Below are 17,627 nucleotides of genomic sequence, written 5' to 3'. Positions count from 1 at the left end.
TGGCGCACATCCTGCTAGATCCAAGTGAAGTGCTCACAACGCGACACTCCACCTGTCGATACTGGTCAAGAATGCATTATTCGGTGAAAGAAGCCGTAAACAGGACAAACAGCAGGCCGCTCGGCCTGCCGTTGACTCTCCGTACGTCGCCGGCCTTCCTGCCAACCCTCCCCCGGTGCCTGAGTGAGCGTCATATGCGTGAAGATTTGGTGAGGCTCTTTGCGGTCAGCTCCTGGCCAGGCGGAACACCGTCCCCGTGCGGCGGCAGACAAGAAAGCGCCCGGCCTGTGTCGTACAGGCCGGGCGCCTCAGTCATCCACACGGTCGCCCTACAGCAGTCCGTCCCACATCTGCTCCAGCAGCACCGACCACCAGCTCTCCGGCGACGCCAGCGCCGCCGGGTCCAGGGCCGCGAGCTGCGCCTGGAAGTCGACCGTCCAGCGGCCGGCCTGCTCCGGGTTGAGGTTGAAGCGCAGCCGCCACATCCGGCCGAGCAGTGCCAGGCAGCGTACGAACTCCGGAAGGCCGCTGTTCACGAACTGCGGCGCAACCGGCTGGCCGCCCGGGCCCGCCTCCACCGGTACGGCCACGATGTGCGCCGTGCCGTACTGAACACAGATCGCCCGGCCGAAGTCGCTGCCCACCACCAGGTACGAGCCCGCGTCCGCCGCCGGCTGCAGCTGACGCTGCGCCGCGAGCTCCGCCAGCGTCGGAACGACCGGCTGGGCCGGCTGCGCCCAGAAGAACGGGTTGAAGTCACCCGGCAGACCCGCCCAGACCAGAGTGGCCGCCACGACCTCCGGCACGCCCTGACGCGAGACGGCCCGCTGGTCGAACCGGCAGATGCCCTGCGGGCCGAACGCGGCCACCAGCTCCTGCGCGACCCCCTGCGGAGGGATCGGCGGGGTCGGCGGCACCTGCGGCAGCGGGGCCCGGACCGGCGCGGGGCGCGCCGGACCGTCCGCGACCTGGTGCAACTCACCCTGGTGGGTGAGCAGATGCTGCATGCCCTGCTGCCGGCTGGCGTGATCCCTGCCGTACGGCGCGACGGACGTGATCCGCACCTGCGGCCAGGTCTCCCGGATCATCCGGGCGCAGTAGCCGCCGGGCAGCTCGCACGACTCCAGCTCGGTGTGGAGCTCGAGCACCTGCTGCGGCGGCACGTTCATTGCGCGCAGCTCGTGCAGGATCTGCCACTCCGGATGCGGAGTCCCGGGCGCCGAACGGCGGATCAACTGGGCCTCGGAGCCGTCGGGCGCGCGGTAGCGCAGCACGGCCTGATAGCCGGGGCCGACGGTCGGCATACCGCTCGGCTGCTGCGGATAGCCGTAGGCGGGCGGCTGACCACCCTGCTGCGGCAGCGGCGCCTGCGGTACGGGAACGGGCGGCGCGCCGGGAGGTGCACCGAGAGGTGCACCGGGCGGGCCGGGCGGGCCGGGCGGCTGCGGCGCGCCCGGACCCATCTGCGCCGGTCCGGCCAGCATCGTCGCGGCGTGGTGCACGCCACCACCGGGAGGACCGGGCGGCGTCGGCACACCGGGAGGACCGGGCGGCTGCGGAACGCCGGGCGCGCCCGGAGCCCCCGGCGGACCGGGCGGCTGAGGCGCACCCGGACGAACCGGACCACTGGGACCACCCATCTGGCTCGGGTCCGCCAGCATCGTCGCCGCATGGTGGACGCCACCACCCGGCGGAGCGGGAGGAGCAGGCGGACCGGGCGGCTGCGAGGCCTCCGGGCCGAGCTGCGAGACGAGCTGCGTCGGCAGATAGCCGCCCGCCGGAGCACCGGGCGCACCCGGACCCGACGGCGGCGGCGTCGCGCCCGGCCGCACACCCGGAGTACCGGGAGCACCGGGCGGCGGCGGAGTCGTGGGGCCGCTGCCGCGCGAGGCGCGCGGCGTTACGACCGCCTTGCTCGTCGCCGCGTCCGCGATGTCACCGACCCCCGGGCGCGGGGGCGCACCGGGCGGCGGCGACTGCGGCGACTGCGGCGTCTGAGGCGAATGCGGAGCCTGCGGCTGGGGCGAATGTGGTGTCTGCGGCGCTTGGGGCCTGCCGGGCTGCGGGCCCAGCGCCGGGGCGACCGCGGTCCGCGGCAGCTGGCTGCCGCCCGACATCAGCGCGGTCGGCGCCTCCGCGCCGGTGACCGGCGGCGGGGCGTCATCGCCATCGGTCCCGGAGATCGGCGGCGCGAACACCGTGGCCGGCAGCGGTACGGACGCGTCGTCGGAACCGGCGCTGGTGTCCGTCCACGGAGTCGCTCCCGACGGTGTGGCGGGCACACCCTCGGAAGCCGTCGGCTCGTAGTCGCCGTCACCACCGGCGCTGGGCCACACGGACCCGCCCTGCGAGGCATTGCCGCCGGAGGAACCGGGCTCGGGCCAGGCCGAGCCGGGCGCGGACGAACTCCCGCCCGCCTGCGAGGCGTTGCTGTCCTGCGCAGGTGACGCGGGGGCGGACCAGTCGGCCCCCGCAGACGGCCCGCGCGAACCCGCACCCGCACCCGCCGGCTCCGGCGACCCCGAAGGCGTACTGGAAGGCGTCCCCGAAGGCGAACCCGAAGGCGTGCTCGAAGCCGCGCCGGACGCCACACCCGAAGCGCGCTCCGGCGACCTGCGGTCCGGGATCCCGATCTTGTCCGCCGCCTCCTGGAGCCACTCCGGCGGGCTCAACAAGAACGACGTCTGATTCAGATCGATACGCTGCGGTGGCTCCGGCGCGGCCGCGGCCTCCTCCTGTATCCCGTACTCCTCCTCGTACCGGCGGATCACCTCACCCACCGGCAGTCCCGGCCACAGCGTCGCCTCACCACTGTCCCGGGCGATCACCAGCCGCTGCTGCCCGCCGTCCGAACGAGCCCCGCCCTCGCGGTCCTCCGCCCACACCACAAAGCCCAGCTCGAACTCCCGTACCCGCACCTCACGATGCTGGTACGCGGGCACATCGCCGTTGACCCACTCTTCCGCGCGCTCCTGCGCCTGCGCGAAGGTCACCATCGGACCGTCACCCCTCGTCCGAGATCGGGACGGCGCGCGCGAAGCCGCCGTCCACCATCAGGTTCGCCACGGTCTCCAACTCCGGCGGATTGCCCGCCAGACGCTGCAGAAAACCGTCGAAGTCGTCGCCGCACGGCAGCAGCAGCCGCTCCGCGCGCTCCTGCACGCTCAAGCCGTTCTGGTCCCGTGCGTCGTCGTACGCGCAGAACCACACCGAGCCGACTACCGAGCCCTTGACCTTCACCGCCAGAATCCCGCCCTGGACGAACGCAACTCCCAAGTAATCCTTGGTCAGATGGTCCCGCAGGCACTTGTTGACGTACAGCAGGTCATTGACCGCGGCCTCGTCCCGCACCGTGAAGAACGGCTGGTCGACCAGCAGCCCCAGCTCGGCATCGAGCGCCGCCCCGACCGGAGCACAACCGCCCGCCGCCTTCAGGAATGAGCGGTACGCCCCCGGCAACCGGTAGCCCAGATCCTCCTCGACACCCAGCAGCTGCTGCTCGCTCACCGACACCACGCCCTTCGGCAGACCGAAATGCGCGGGCCGGGTCTCCTGCAGCGGGCGCGTACCCCGCTTGCTCTGGTCCACCGCCGTCGTCGCGAGACCTCCGTGGTGCCGCAGCAGCGCCTTCACCTCGACGGGCACCAGCTCCAGCCGACGGGTGCCCGGCACGTGGTGCCAGGTCCAGCCGTGCGGAGTGGCGACCGAAGGAATCGTGTCCCACAGCGCATGACCGTCGGCGTGCAGCGCCGCATTCGCCGATACGTAATCGGTGAGCCGCAGCTCGTCCACGCCGAAGCCCTCCGGGGGCTCCGCGATCTCTGCGGCGGCACGCGCGTAAGGCGAGAAGACCGGATAGCCGTTGTCGTCCACACGCACACCCCTGGGGTGGCGGGAGGCCCGGACCGGGTCCGGGAAGTTCACGACTTGCCCGGTGTAGGCCGCATTCGGTGGCGCGGCTTGCTGCCCGAGCCGACCTGTCGTCATGGCGGATGCCCCCTGCTGCTTCTGGCTGGTTCAGGACAGCCTATGCGGTGGGGCAATAGGGAGGACCGACGCTCCGCTTCCATCACGAAGGGTCACATACACGTGACCGAATGACGAAGAGGCGACACGTTTCAGCCCCCAGCTTCCACACCACCCGTCCCATTTGACAGGCTGTCCCGCAACTCGGGGGAGTGCAGGGGAGGGAACGAGCACACCATGCACACAGCGCAACCAAATGCTTCAGGTGATCCACGCCTCAGTTGGAGCAGTACGGACGCCGGCCGCCCGCCCGCACTGGGTCACCGACGCGACGGAATCCTGCCCGCCGTGGCGGCAGCACTCTCCGTACGCGGCGAGACCCTCACCTGCACCGCGGGCAAGGCCGACCAGCCACCCGTACTCCACGCGCTCGTACAGGATTTTCTCGACACCCTCACCAGCGGCCAGCGCGAACGCTTCACCGGCCGCTGTCCGGAGGCAATCCTGCTCTCGCGGCATCTCACCGCCGCGGAAACCCAGCGCTCGAAGCGGGCCCAGCGCAAGCCGCTGACCCACAGCGAGGCGAAGCGGACCTTCAAACAAGCGAAACTGACGGCACGTCGTATCCGCGAGGACGGCGATCCGCTGCACGGCAGTTACGCACCACCCTGCCGTTCCTGCGCGGCGATGCTCGACCACTTCGGCGTACGCACCGTCGACCCGACCGCGACCCAGAACGGCTGACCCCGCACCAATGCCCGACCACCTCAGCACCACCCGGTTCCCGGTCGCCGTCGACGCCGCCCTGCGCGACGCGGGCTGGCAGCCCGGCCGTTGGGACATCAAGCAGGCCGAGCACTGGGCCGACACCCTGCGCTCGTACGCCTCACCGGCGGGCCACCGGCACGTGGTCTTCCCGGCGGCCGTCGAAGCCTGGGCGGAGTTCGGCGGACTGCGCGTGACGGCGCCCGGTCCGGGACGGCACACTGCGCCCATACCGGTGCACTTCGACCCGCTCGCCGGGCTCCACCTCGCGCGCACTCTCGCGGACCTGGGGCGCGCGCTCGACACGGAGGTGTCGCCGCTCGGGGAGGAGGGCGACAGCCAGGCCGTACTGGCCATCGATGTCGAGGGCCGGGTCTACAGCCTCGACCACACCGGCGACTGGTACCTCGGGCCGGACATCGACCAGGCGCTGGCCACCATGGTCACGGGCGTCCAGCCGGCCCGCCTGACCCTGGGCTGAGCGACCGCGGCGACGGCCACCGAGCGGGCGGCGAGGCCACCCGGCCGGGACCCGCGCCTGATCCGAACCGGCACCGGGCCCGCACCCGAGCCGGGACCCGAGCCCCGAACCTGGACCCGAGCCGACCGCCGAACCGGACCGCCGGCCCGCACCCGAGCCTGGACCTGGACCCGAACCGGGCTGCCGACACCCGCACCCGCCCAGCCCCCACCGCCTCAGACCTGCTCGGCGTACCCGTCCCGGTCCGGCAGCACCGCGGACACCCGGAAGCCGCCCGCGTCCGTCGGCCCGGACACGAACACCCCACCCAGCGCCATCACCCGCTCCCGCATCCCCACCAGGCCGTTGCCACCGCTCGGCAGCCGCGCGGCCGCGTCACCGCCGCTCGCGTCCGGAGCGCCGTTCTCCACCTGCATCGCGACCTCAGCGCCACGGTGCGCGAGCCGCACCATCACCTTCGCGCCGGCCGCGTGCTTGTGGACGTTCGTCAGCGCCTCCTGAACCACCCGGTACGCGGTCTGCTCCACCTCCGGCGCGTACTCCCGCGCCTCGCCCTGCACCGCGAGCTCCACGACCACCCCCGCCTGCCGGGACTGCCCGACCAGACCCTCGAGATCCGCGAGACACGGCCCGTCCTCGGCCGCGGCCGCGGCAGCCGCCGCCGCGGCGGCACCGACAGCCGCCAGCGGCACCGGAGTCACCACCCGCTGTTCGCTCTCCCCGGCCCGCAACACGCCGAGCATCTCGCGTAGTTCGGTGAGCGCCTGCCGTCCCATGTCCCCCACCAGCGCCGCATTCTTCACCGCCTTCTGCGGATCCTTCAGCGCGACCGCCTGCAAGGCGGCCGCATGCACCACCATCAGGCTCACCCGGTGCGCCACGACGTCATGCATCTCCCGCGCGATCCGGGTCCGCTCCTCGGTACGCGCCCACTGCGCCCGCTGCTCGGCCCGGTCGGCCAGCAGCGACAGCTCCTGCTCCAGGCTGACCGCACGCTCCCGAAGGCTCTCCATCAGCCGCCGCCTGGCCCCTATGTAGAGGCCGAACAGCACGGGCGGCGCGGTCAGCCCGAGCGCCATGAAGCCGGCCATCGTCGGTACGTACCAGGCTCCGGGCTCCGGATCGAAGTCCGCCGACGACACTTCCTGCCGTACGCGTACGAACGTCACGATCAGCGTCGCGGCCAGCGACATCCCCGCGAGTGTCGCGGTGATCCGGCGCGGCACCTCGGAGGCGGCGAGCGAGTAGAGCCCGACAACGCCCATCAGATAGCCCATCTCGGCGGGCGTGGTCGCGATCGACACCAGCACCACGGCGATCGGCCAGCGCCGCCGCAGCACCAGCACGGACCCGACGATCAACCCGAACAGCACTCCGACGGGTACGGGAATCGATGCCTTGTCGGCGAACCCCACACCCTCCAGAGCGCACTCAAAGGCGGAGACAAGCCCCAGCCCCACATCCAAGGCGACACTGCGCCGCCGTCCCCACCACAGCCAGCTACGGGCGGTCGTGCCCGTGCCGTCCTGGTGTGCCCCCGTTACGGTCATGTCTTCCAGCCTACGGGCGGGCGCGAATCATTTTCCGGGGAGTGCGACAGCAGGGAAGGAGTTCGAACACGCACGAAACAAGCGTTGATCGCACGATCTGGTGAATCGAGCTGGCTTTCGACCCGAACGGTCACCAAGCGGGCTGATCTTTACCGTCGCACAGAAGGCGCTTGGTACGGCATAGTGTTGGGTGCCGATTCAGCGGCCTGACGTATTGTCCGGTTTAGCCGCGTTCTATCCCCCGTGGTGTAATTGGCAGCACTGAGGCTTTTGGTGCCTTAAGTCCGGGTTCGAGTCCTGGCGGGGGAGCATCTCACTTCGGGTCCTGACCTCCACGGTCAGGACCCGCGCTTATTTCGCCCCCGAAACCCCCCGGTATCCTTCGGATGTCCACCACCCGAAGCCGAAGGGCATTCCCGTGAGCGCCAATCGCCCGGCAGCCGTCGTCGTCCTTGCAGCGGGTGAGGGCACCCGCATGAAGTCGAAGACCCCCAAGGTCCTGCACAAAATCTGCGGGCGCTCGCTCGTCGGACATGTCGTCTCCGCGGCCCGCGAGCTCGATCCCGAGCATCTCGTCGTCGTTGTCGGCCATGCGAGTGAGCAGGTCAAGGGCCATCTGGCCGAGCAGTACGCCGGTACCCGCACCGCCTACCAGGCCGAGCAGAACGGCACCGGGCACGCCGTCCGAATGGCGCTCGAGGAGCTCGGCCGGACCCCCGAGGGCACCGTCGTCGTCGTGTGCGGCGACACTCCCCTCCTCTCCGGCGAGACTCTGACCGCGCTCGCCGCCACGCATGCCGCCGACGGCAATGCCGTCACCGTGCTCACCGCCGAGGTCCCGGACTCGACCGGCTACGGCCGCATCGTGCGTGACAGCGCCACCGGCGCCGTCACCGCGATCGTCGAGCACAAGGACGCCACTGACGACCAGCGCGCGATCCGGGAGATCAACTCCGGTGTCTTCGCCTTCGACGGGCAGCTGCTCGCGGACGCGCTGGGCAAGGTGCGTACGGACAACAGCCAGGGCGAGGAGTACCTCACCGATGTGCTGGGGATCCTGCGCGAGGCCGGTCACCGGGTCGGCGCGTCCGTCGCCGGCGACCACCGGGAGATCCTCGGCATCAACAACCGCGTGCAGCTGGCCGAGGCGCGCAAGCTGCTCAATGAGCGCCTCCTCGAGCGGGCGATGATGGCCGGTGTCACGGTCGTCGACCCGGCGTCGGTGCTCGTGGATGTGACGGTCACGTTCGAGCCGGACGCGATCGTGCACCCCGGTACGCAGCTGCTGGGTGCCTCGCATCTCGCCGAGGGCGCCGAGGTCGGCCCCAACTCGCGACTGAAGGACACGGTCGTCGGCGCGGGTGCCCGGGTGGACAACACGGTGGCGGACTCCGCGGTGGTGGGCGAGGGGGCGTCGGTCGGCCCGTACGCGTATCTCAGGCCCGGCACGAAGCTCGGTGCGAAGGCCAAGGCCGGCACGTATGTGGAGATGAAGAACGCGACGATCGGTGAGGGCACGAAGGTGCCGCACCTCTCCTATGTGGGTGACGCGACGATCGGCGAGTACACGAATATCGGCGCGGCGAGCGTGTTCGTGAACTACGACGGCGAGGCGAAGCACCACACCACGATCGGCTCGCACTGCAAGACCGGCTCGGACAACATGTTTGTGGCTCCTGTCACGATCGGGGACGGCGCGTACACGGCGGCGGGTTCGGTCATCACCAAGGATGTGCCTGCCGGTTCGCTCGCCGTGGCCCGCGGCCAGCAGCGGAATATCGAGGGCTGGGTGGCTCGGAAGCGCCCCGGCAGCGCGTCCGCGCAGGCGGCTCAAGTGGCAACGGAACAGGTCGCCGAGGGGAACTGACCGGAAACAGGTGCGTCCAACTCGGCGTACCGTGATACGTGCACACAAATTCGGCTGGCTCGCGATCAGTACGTCCGTGGCCAGGGAACACGTCTGAGGAGACAGTGCTGTGACCGGGATCAAGACGACCGGCGAGAAGAAGCTGATGCTCTTCTCCGGCCGCGCCCACCCCGAGCTGGCCGAGGAGGTCGCACATCAGCTGGGTGTCGGCCTGGTGCCGACGAAGGCTTTCGACTTCGCGAACGGTGAGATCTACGTCCGCTTCCAGGAGTCGGCCCGTGGTGCCGACTGCTTCCTGATGCAGAGCCACACGGCTCCCATCAACAAGTGGATCATGGAACAGCTGATCATGATCGATGCGCTGAAGCGGGCCTCGGCCCGGAGCATCACCGTGATCATCCCGTCGTACGGCTACGCCCGGCAGGACAAGAAGCACCGCGGCCGTGAGCCGATCTCGGCCCGGCTGGTCGCCGACCTGCTGAAGACCGCGGGTGCCCACCGCATCCTCACGGTCGATCTGCACACCGACCAGATCCAGGGCTTCTTCGACGGCCCGGTGGACCACCTCTCCGCGCTGCCGGTGCTCGCCGACTACGTGGGCGCGAAGGTGGACCGCAACAAGCTGACCGTCGTCTCCCCCGACGCCGGCCGGGTGCGCGTCGCCGACCGCTGGTGCGACCGCCTGGACGCTCCGCTGGCGATCGTCCACAAGCGCCGCGACAAGGACGTCGCCAATAAGGTGACGGTGCACGAGGTCGTGGGTGAGGTCGAGGGCCGCGTCTGCATCCTCGTCGACGACATGATCGACACCGGTGGCACGATCTGCGCCGCGGCGGACGCGCTGTTCGCGCACGGCGCGGAGGACGTCATCGTGACGGCGACGCACGGCATCCTGTCCGGGCCGGCGGCGGACCGTCTGAAGAACTCCAAGGTGAGCGAGTTCGTCTTCACGAACACGCTGCCCGACCCGGGCGACCTGGAGCTCGACAAGATCACGGTGCTGTCGATCGCGCCGACGATCGCGCGCGCGGTGCGTGAGGTGTTCGAGGACGGTTCGGTGACGAGCCTCTTCGAGGAGCAGGGCTGAGTACGTTACGAGAACGGGCCGCTTCCACTTGGGGGCGGCCCGTTCTCATGCCCGTAGCCTCATGCCGGTCTCACGTCGGCAGCGCGCCCGCAGCACATCGGCAGCGCATCGGCAGCGCATCGGCTCTTGATCGATTGGGTGACTCGGGGGGCTCCGAGTAGACTGTGCAGGTTGCTCGGCGAGGGAGGCCGTACTCATATGTACGGCGGTCCGTTATCGACGCGCTCTTCGTAGCAGGCCTGTCGTGGCCGGCTCTTCGTAGCAGGCCTGTCGTGGCCGGGTGACCGCCACCAGATCTGTCTGCAATACGAGGAGTGCACATGTCCGAGGTGAAGCTCGCCGCCGACATCCGTTCGGAGTTCGGCAAGGGTGCTGCCCGTCGCGTCCGCCGCGAGCACAAGGTTCCCGGCGTTCTCTACGGTCACGGTTCCGACCCGATCCACATCACGCTGCCGGGCCACGAGCTGCAGCTCGCCCTGCGTACCTCGAACGTTCTGATCTCCCTGGACATCGAGGGCAAGAACGAGCTGGCCATCCCGAAGTCGGTCCAGCGCAACCCGCTGAAGGGCTCCATCGAGCACGTCGACCTGCTCCTCGTGAAGCTCGGCGAGAAGGTCAACGTCGACATCCCCGTCCACACCGAGGGCGAGCTGGCCCCGGGTGCGTACCTGGTCGAGCACGTGCTGAACGCCCTGCCGGTCGAGGCCGAGGCCACGCACATCCCGGAGTCCGTCACGGTCTCCATCGCGGGCCTGGAGGCCGGCGACTCCATCCTCGCCAAGGACGTGCCGCTTCCGTCCGGCACGACCCTGGCCGTCGAGGACGACACCGTCGTCCTGCAGGTCCTGGCCGCGCAGGCCGAGGAGCCGGCCGCCGAGGGCGAGGGCGAGGGCGAAGAGGCCGCCGAGGCCTGAGCCGTACGCTCTGCTCGGCTGGGCCTGGCTCTGCCTGGCTTGGCTTGACGGGGTGGCGGGCTGCGGCCCGCCACCCCGTTTCCTGTATCTGTACCTGTACCTGCTGTACCTGTACCTGCTGTACCTGTACCTGCTGTACGTATGCCGTATGCGAGGAGACGCAGCGCAGATGTCCGACGCGAACGCCCCCTGGCTCGTCGTGGGCCTCGGCAACCCCGGGCCCGACTACGCCGCGAACCGGCACAACGTCGGGTTCATGGTCGCCGACCTCCTCGCCGAGCGCATCGGCGGCACGTTCAAGCGTGCGCAGAAGGCTCAGGCGCAGCTCGTCGAGGGCCGGATCGGCGCGCCGGGTCCGAGTGGCCGTCGGGTTGTACTGGCCAAGCCCATGTCGTACATGAATCTCTCCGGCGGCCCGGTCACGTCGCTGCGTGACTTCTACAAGGTGCCGACCGCGAATATCGTCGCGATCCACGATGAGCTGGACATCGACTACGGCGCGCTGCGGCTCAAGCTCGGCGGCGGTGACAACGGGCACAACGGTCTGAAGTCGATGACCAAGTCGATGGGCGCGGACTATCACCGGGTGCGGTTCGGGATCGGCCGTCCGCCGGGCCGGATGCAGGTCGCGGATTTCGTTCTGAAGGACTTCTCGTCCGCGGAGCGCAAGGAACTGGCGTATCTCGTGGACCGCGCGGCGGATGCGGTGGAGTGTCTGGTGACTGAGGGCCTGGAGCGGGCTCAAAGTACGTACAACTCCTGATAAAGGAGGGCCGCGAGTTGACCGGGCGCGTGTGCATGGCCAAGGATCGCGGCCCATGAGCCCGAAGCGGACCCGCATGCTCCTTTACGGCCAACGGGCGGCGATGGCGTGTGTTGCCGCGCTGCTGCTCGTCGCCGGCGTCTGGTCGTCGTGGGGCACGGCTCAGCACGTACTGCTGGCCAAGGGCCGTGAACACGGCACCCTGAAGATCGCCAGTTGCGGCAAGGACACCTGCACGGGCCCGTACGAGCCCGAGGACCCGGCCGCTCCCCGCTCCGGCGTGACCATCGACAAGTCGGTTGCCGTGCGGAAGGGCGCGAAGCTCGCGGTCGTGGTGAAGCCCGGTACGGACGAGGTGGTGCGGACGGGCACTGCGGGTGCTCTGTTCGCCTGGCTCCCGCTCGGCGGCGCGCTGGTTCTGGCCGGCCTGGTGATCGGCGGCGGACTGCGGCTGACGCGCGTGGCCTGGGCAACGGCGGCGGCGGGCGGGGCGCTGCTGGTGGGGGCGTTCTTCGCGCTCTGAACGACCCGGCTCCCTTACCGGAACGTCACATTCACCTGATCGTTATCCAGGACTATTGGGACAAGTGCCAGCGCTTGGGGCGGATGCGTCACGAGGTGTCTTGACCGGCCCGCGAGTTCACAGGACGCTGAGCCGCCCCCCACGGCATCCGTCCCTCTCTCACGTTGGATTGCCCATGCGCACCCTCACGTCCTCCGGCGCACTGGTGGCGGCAGCAGCGCTCTCGCTGCTGGCCGCGCCTTCCGCGCTCGCCACCCCTCCCGGCGACAACGGCACCGTGAAAATCCACGATGCCAAGACCGGTGAAGAACTCCGCAAGAACGAGCCGCACGTCTGCTCCTTCTATCTCGACGCCTTCGGTTTTGACGCCCGCCAGCAGGTCGACTGGCACATCGAGGCCTGGGCCCCGACCGCCGACGTCAAGGGCGAGACGGTTCAGTCCGGTTCGCTGACGCTCGACGGCGACGGCCACGGCAGGACCACGGATCTGGGTCTGCCCGACGGCCACTACAAGCTGTTCTGGAACTTCGACGGCGAGCACGGCCGGGCCAAGCACAAGGTCTTCTGGACCGACTGCGGAAGCGAGGACTCGAAGCCGGACGACAAGCCGAGCGCCACGGTGAGTGACAAGCCGGGCGAGCAGCCGAGTGAGCAGCCGTCCACGCCGGCCGCGACAGCCACGACCGCCGCGGGCGACTCGAAGCCGAGCGCGGCGCCGAGCGCCGACGGCACCTCTGGCGACCTCGCCGAGACCGGCAACGGCGCGCCCATCGGCATACTCGCGACGCTCGCGGCCGCGCTGGTCGCGGGCGGCTATCTGCTGGCCCGTCGCCGCACGGCCCAGCGGCACTAAGCAGCGCTGAGAGGCGCTGCGAAGGGTGCCCCCGCCAGGAGGACTCCGGCGGGGGCACCGCGTATCGCATACCAGTGCTTGTCCCGCCGCGCGGCAACGGGTGCGGGGCGCAGCCCCGGGATGCACCGGGACGGCGGATGCCCCGCACCTCACGGCGCGGGGCATCCGCCATACAAATCCGGCCGCGGGCGTCAGCCCGTGTTGCGCAGGCCGGCCGCCACACCGTTGACCGTCAGCAGCAGCGCCCTCGACAGCAGCGGGTCCGGCTCCTCGCCGCGCTTTGCCGCCGCGCGCTGGCGGGCGAGCAGTGAGACCTGGAGGTAGGAGATCGGGTCCAGGTACGCGTCCCGGATGCCGAACGTCTGTTGCAGCGCGGGGTGGGAGTCGAGCAGTTGCTCGCCGCCCGTGATCCGCAGCACCTCGCGTACCGTCAGCGCGTGCTCGGCCTCGATGGTGGCGAAGACGTGCTTGAGGTTCTCGGGCACGAGCGTGTCGACGTAGTGGCGGGCGATCCGCAGATCGGTCTTCGCCAGCGTCATTTCGACGTTGGCGATGAAGTTGCGGAAGAAGTGCCACTGCTCGTGCATCTCGTCCAGGACCGTGTCCAGGCCGGCCTCACGCAGCGCCTTCAGTCCTGACCCGACGCCGAACCAGCCGGGCACGATCTGCCGTGACTGCGTCCAGCCGAAGACCCACGGGATGGCGCGGAGGCCGTCGAGACCGGCGCCGGAGTCCGGCCGCCGGGAGGGGCGCGAGCCGAGATGGAGGTCGGCGAGCTGGTCCACCGGGGTGGCTGCGAAGAAGTACGCGGGCAGGTCCTGGTCCTCGACCAGACGCCGGTAGGCGGCGTGCGCCGCTTCCGACACGGTGTCCATCGCCGCGTCCCAGCCGGCCAGCGCCTCGTCGGACTGGCGCGGCGCCGTGTGCAGCGCGGAGGCCTGCAACGTGGCCGCGACTGTGAGTTCCAGGTTCTCCCTGGCGAGCGACGGGATGAGGTACTTGTCGGAGATGACCTCGCCCTGCTCGGTCACCTTGATCTCGCCCTCGAGTGTGCCCCACGGCTGCGCGAGGATCGCGTCGTGGGAGGGGCCGCCGCCGCGGCCGACGGTGCCGCCGCGGCCGTGAAAGAGCCGCAGCCGTACGCCGTACCGGTGCGCCACGTCTCGCAGCCGCCGCTGTGCCCGGTGGATCTCCCACTGCGAGGTGGTGATGCCGCCGAACTTGGACGAGTCGGAGTATCCGAGCATGACCTCCTGGACGTCGCCCCGGAGCGAGACGAGCCTGCGGTACGAGGGGTCGGCGAGCATCGCGTCGAGGATGACGTCCGCGGCCTTCAGCTCGTCGGTCGTCTCCAGCAGGGGCACGATGCCGATCTTTGCCCAGCCCGCGTGCAGATCGATCAGACCGGCCTCGCGTGCGAGCACCGCCGCCGCGAAGACGTCGTCCGCGCCCTGGCACATCGAGATGATGTACGACTCGATGACTTCGGGCCCGAAGCGTTCGAAGGCCTCCTTGACGGTGTGGAAGACGCCCAGGGTCTTCTGTCCCGCGGCGTCCAGCGGCGCGGGCGTCGGGGCGAGCGGCCGTCGTGAGCGCAGTTCCTTGGCGAGCAGCTTCTGCCGGTAGTCGCGCGGCATGTCGGCGTATCGCCAGGATTCCTCGCCGAGCCGGTCGAAGAGCTGGCCGAGCGCGTGGTGGTGCGCGTCGGCGTGCTCGCGTACGTCCATCGTGGCGAGCTGCAGTCCGAAGGCCGCGAGTGTGCGGATCGTACGGTCCAGGCCGCCGTCGGCGAAGAGTCCGCCGCGGTGTGCGCGGAGCGACGTCTGGATGAGGGTGAGGTCGTGCAGCAGTTCGGCGGTGCCGAGGTAGTCGCGGCCCGCCTCGTGCGGTGTGCCCTTGGCGAGGCGCTCGCGGGTGTTGACGAGCTTCTGCCGGATGCAGGTGGCCTTGAGGCGGTAGGGCTCTTCGGCGTTGAGCCGCTTGTAGCGGGGGCTGATCTCGGGCAGCCGCTCGAGGTCCGTCTGCAGTGATGTCAGCAGCTCTTCCGTCGCGCCCGCGTAGCGGATGGAGTTGGAGAGCAGTCCGCGCAGATGGTCGATGACCGCGATCGCGTCGGTGATGCCGTGCTCGTGCTGGAGGATCAGCACTTCCCAGGTCACCGCGGGGGTGACGTTGGGGTTGCCGTCGCGGTCACCGCCGATCCAGGTGCCGAAGGTCAACGGCCGGGTGCCTGCGGGCAGTTCGACGCCGACTCGTTCCAGCTCGGCGGACAGGTCCTCCAGCACGTCGCCGACGGCGCCGGCGTGCAGCTCGTCGAGGTAGTAGATGGCGTTGCGTGCCTCGTCGGCGGGCTCGGGCCGCACCACGCGCAGCTCGTCGGTCTGCCAGATGAGGTCGATGTTCTCGGCCAGCCGGAGATCGTGCCGGCGCCGGTCGGCGGCGATGACGGGGGTCTCGAGGAGCTCGGCGATGCGGCGGAGCTTGTTCAGTACGGAACGCCGTGCCGCTTCTGTGGGGTGCGCGGTGAACACGGGCCGGACGTTCAGGTTCCTGACGGTCTCGCGCAGATGCTCGGGGTCGGCGTCCTTGAGCATGTCCACCGTACGGGTCAGCAGTCCGCCTTCGGCGGCGCGCCGCTCGCGCATCTCGTGGCCGCGGTGCACCTGCTCGGTGACGTTGGCGAGGTGGAAGTAGGTGGAGAAGGCGCGCACCAGCTTGGCCGCGGTCTCGAGGTCGGTGTCGCCGAGCAGCTCGGCTGCGGCCTCACCGTCGCTGCGCGTCAGTGCGCGGACCCGCTCGACGAGCTCGAGGAGCTCGGGGCCCTCCTGCCGGACGAGGGTTTCACCCAGCAGATCGCCCAGTCGGCGGATGTCGGCGCGCAGCTCGGCGCTGGCGGTGGGGGTCTGGTCGGCACTGCTCACAGGTGCGGCTCCTTGCAGTGTTTCAGCACGTCTGGAGGGTTCTGGAGGCTGCGGACCGCGCTGTCCGACGACACCCAGGATAGGTGTCCATTTCCCTGACGTTATCCACAGGTCTCTTGCCGCGGGGCCGTGCACCTGCATACTTACGATGGCGTAGGTTACGCATCCGTAGCCTCGATCTTCAGTCCCATCTCTCACCCCACAGGGGACCCTCATGGCCACAAGCCCGCATCTGCTGGACGACGCCCCGAAGCCGTCGGCAGCCGACGATCTCCCCTTCGCCACGCTGGGCGGGGACAAAAAGCGGTCGCTGGAGCAGATCGCCCTGCTGATGTTCATCACGGTGCCCTTTGTCGCGCTGCTCGCCGCGGTGCCTCTGGCCTGGGGCTGGGGTGTGAGCTGGCTGGATCTCGGCCTGCTGGTGGCGATGTACTACATCGGCTGCCACGGCATCACGATCGGCTTCCACCGCTATTTCACCCATGGCTCCTTCAAGGCGAAGCGTCCTCTTCGGATCGCTCTCGCGATCATGGGTTCGCTGGCGGTCGAGGGCCCGCTGGTCCGCTGGGTGGCGGACCACCGCAAGCACCACAAGTTCTCCGACGCGGAGGGCGACCCGCACTCGCCGTGGCGCTTCGGCGAGACCGTGCCGGCGCTGATGAAGGGCCTGTGGTGGGCACATATCGGCTGGATGTTCGACGAGGAGCGCACGTCTCAGCACAAGTACGCACCGGATCTGATCAAGGATCCCGCGCTCCGTCGCATCTCCCGCCACTTCATCTACTGGACGATTCTGTCCCTCGCGATCCCGCCCCTGGTCGGCGGCCTGGTCACGATGTCCTGGTGGGGCGCGTTCACGGCCTTCTTCTGGGGTTCGCTGGTCCGTGTCTGCCTGCTCCACCACGTCACCTGGTCGATCAACTCCATCTGCCACGCGGTCGGCAAGCGCCCCTTCAAGTCCCGCGACCGCTCGGGCAATGTGTGGTGGCTGGCGGTGCTGTCCTGCGGCGAGTCCTGGCACAACCTCCACCACGCCGAGCCGACGAGCGCGCGGCACGGCGTGCTGCGCGGACAGATCGACTCCAGCGCCCGGCTGATCCGGTGGTTCGAGCAGCTGGGCTGGGCGTACGACGTGCGCTGGCCGGATGCGTCACGTATTGACGCCCGGCGCAAGATTGACGCCGCAGAGACGGCATGATTGACAACGTGGCGATCGACGGCAATACCAGCAGCACGGACAAGAGCCGGCCCTCCGGGAGCCGGCGAGCGCGCCGCGTCCGTATGACGGGGGCGGAACGCCGGGAGCAGCTGTTGGACATCGGCCGCACCCTCTTCGCCGAGAAGGGCTTCGAGGGCACCTCGGTCGAGGAGATCGCCGCGAAGGCAGGTGTCTCCAAGCCCGTGGTGTACGAGCACTTCGGTGGCAAGGAGGGTCTGTACGCCGTTGTGGTGGACCGCGAGATGCGCCAGCTGCTGGACATGGTGACGAGCGCGCTGACCGCGGGGCATCCGCGCGAGCTGCTGGAGCAGGCCGCCTTTGCGCTGCTGGACTACATCGAGACGTACACGGACGGTTTCCGCATCCTGGTGCGCGATTCTCCGGTCGCCCAGTCGACCGGTACGTTCGCGTCGCTGATCAGCGATATCGCGACCCAGGTCGAGGACATTCTGGGTCTGGAGTTCAAGGCCCGCGGTTTCGACCCGAAGCTGGCGCCTCTGTATGCGCAGGCGCTCGTCGGCATGGTCGCGCTGACGGGCCAGTGGTGGGTGGACGCCCGCCGTCCGAAGAAGGCGGAGGTCGCGGCGCATCTGGTGAATCTGGCCTGGCACGGTCTGGGCAGCCTGGAGGCGAAGCCGCGGTTGATAGGGCACCGCAAGTACTGAGCGGCGCCGCCTCCCGCCCCGGGGCCGCCTCCGGCCCCGGGGCGAGCACAGGC

Annotated in this window: 14 protein-coding genes and 1 tRNA gene; 11 read left to right on the top strand and 4 right to left on the bottom strand. The window is 69.8% G+C overall.

The features are described 5' to 3' along the window. Positions 1–329 precede the first annotated feature (329 nt). Both AB0D12_RS16605 and AB0D12_RS16600 read right to left on the bottom strand, forming a co-directional pair. On the bottom strand, positions 330–2,996 hold the full coding sequence (locus AB0D12_RS16605; RefSeq protein ID WP_362682423.1) for an SUKH-4 family immunity protein: 2,667 nt from the start codon (positions 2,994–2,996) through the stop codon (positions 330–332). Between the two features lie 7 nt (positions 2,997–3,003). Beyond that, complete coding sequence (locus AB0D12_RS16600; RefSeq protein WP_362682420.1) at positions 3,004–3,987, bottom strand: SMI1/KNR4 family protein; 984 nt, start codon at positions 3,985–3,987, stop codon at positions 3,004–3,006. A 216-nt stretch (positions 3,988–4,203) separates the two neighbouring features. Here AB0D12_RS16600 and AB0D12_RS16595 point away from each other — a divergent pair, with 216 nt between their 5' ends. Continuing rightward, entirely contained in the window at positions 4,204–4,710 is a 507-nt protein-coding gene (locus AB0D12_RS16595) for a YwqJ-related putative deaminase (RefSeq protein WP_362682417.1), read from the top strand. 10 nt (positions 4,711–4,720) lie between these two features. Then, positions 4,721–5,212, top strand: coding sequence for an SUKH-3 domain-containing protein (locus tag AB0D12_RS16590; RefSeq protein ID WP_362682414.1), 492 nt, complete (start codon positions 4,721–4,723; stop codon positions 5,210–5,212). 215 nt (positions 5,213–5,427) lie between these two features. On the opposite strand, the gene AB0D12_RS16585 is transcribed toward AB0D12_RS16590, so the two are convergent. Then, on the bottom strand, positions 5,428–6,762 hold the full coding sequence (locus tag AB0D12_RS16585) for a histidine kinase (protein WP_362682411.1): 1,335 nt from the start codon (positions 6,760–6,762) through the stop codon (positions 5,428–5,430). Positions 6,763–6,999: 237 nt separating this feature from the next. On the opposite strand from AB0D12_RS16585, the gene AB0D12_RS16580 reads away from it, so the two are divergent. The 7 genes from AB0D12_RS16580 to AB0D12_RS16550 all read left to right on the top strand — a co-directional run bounded on the left by AB0D12_RS16580 (position 7,000) and on the right by AB0D12_RS16550 (position 12,769). Then, positions 7,000–7,071, top strand: a tRNA-Gln gene (locus AB0D12_RS16580). Between the two features lie 109 nt (positions 7,072–7,180). Further along, positions 7,181–8,629, top strand: a complete 1,449-nt coding sequence (gene glmU / locus AB0D12_RS16575; RefSeq protein ID WP_362682408.1) for a bifunctional UDP-N-acetylglucosamine diphosphorylase/glucosamine-1-phosphate N-acetyltransferase GlmU — start codon at positions 7,181–7,183, stop codon at positions 8,627–8,629. Between the two features lie 109 nt (positions 8,630–8,738). After that, entirely contained in the window at positions 8,739–9,716 is a 978-nt protein-coding gene (locus AB0D12_RS16570) for a ribose-phosphate diphosphokinase (RefSeq protein WP_362682405.1), read from the top strand. Between the two features lie 320 nt (positions 9,717–10,036). Beyond that, positions 10,037–10,630, top strand: a complete 594-nt coding sequence (locus AB0D12_RS16565; protein WP_362682402.1) for a 50S ribosomal protein L25/general stress protein Ctc — start codon at positions 10,037–10,039, stop codon at positions 10,628–10,630. Positions 10,631–10,799: 169 nt separating this feature from the next. Then, a complete protein-coding gene (pth, locus tag AB0D12_RS16560) occupies positions 10,800–11,393 on the top strand; it encodes an aminoacyl-tRNA hydrolase (protein WP_362682399.1) in 594 nt (197 codons plus the stop codon). Positions 11,394–11,448: 55 nt separating this feature from the next. After that, the gene (locus AB0D12_RS16555) at positions 11,449–11,916 is read left to right on the top strand and encodes a hypothetical protein (RefSeq protein WP_362682397.1); all 468 of its coding nucleotides are present in this window, start codon (positions 11,449–11,451) and stop codon (positions 11,914–11,916) included. Positions 11,917–12,091: 175 nt separating this feature from the next. Further along, positions 12,092–12,769 (top strand): hypothetical protein, encoded by a 678-nt coding sequence (locus AB0D12_RS16550; RefSeq protein ID WP_362682394.1) that lies wholly within the window; start codon positions 12,092–12,094, stop codon positions 12,767–12,769. 191 nt (positions 12,770–12,960) lie between these two features. On the opposite strand, the gene ppc is transcribed toward AB0D12_RS16550, so the two are convergent. Beyond that, positions 12,961–15,690 carry a phosphoenolpyruvate carboxylase gene (ppc, locus tag AB0D12_RS16545; protein ID WP_362682392.1) on the bottom strand — a complete coding sequence of 910 codons (2,730 nt, stop codon included), beginning with the start codon at positions 15,688–15,690 and terminating at the stop codon, positions 12,961–12,963. 214 nt (positions 15,691–15,904) lie between these two features. On the opposite strand from ppc, the gene AB0D12_RS16540 reads away from it, so the two are divergent. Both AB0D12_RS16540 and AB0D12_RS16535 read left to right on the top strand, forming a co-directional pair. Then, the gene (locus AB0D12_RS16540; protein WP_362682389.1) at positions 15,905–16,888 is read left to right on the top strand and encodes a fatty acid desaturase; all 984 of its coding nucleotides are present in this window, start codon (positions 15,905–15,907) and stop codon (positions 16,886–16,888) included. Further along, on the top strand, positions 16,885–17,574 hold the full coding sequence (locus AB0D12_RS16535; protein ID WP_362682386.1) for a TetR/AcrR family transcriptional regulator: 690 nt from the start codon (positions 16,885–16,887) through the stop codon (positions 17,572–17,574). Before AB0D12_RS16540 ends, AB0D12_RS16535 begins: the two co-directional genes overlap by 4 nt. The last annotated feature ends 53 nt before the right edge of the window (positions 17,575–17,627 follow it).

Source organism: Streptomyces sp. NPDC048479, assembly GCF_040651435.1.
Taxonomy (GTDB): Bacteria; Actinomycetota; Actinomycetes; order Streptomycetales; family Streptomycetaceae; genus Streptomyces.
This window is presented reverse-complemented; position numbering and strand designations above follow the sequence as displayed.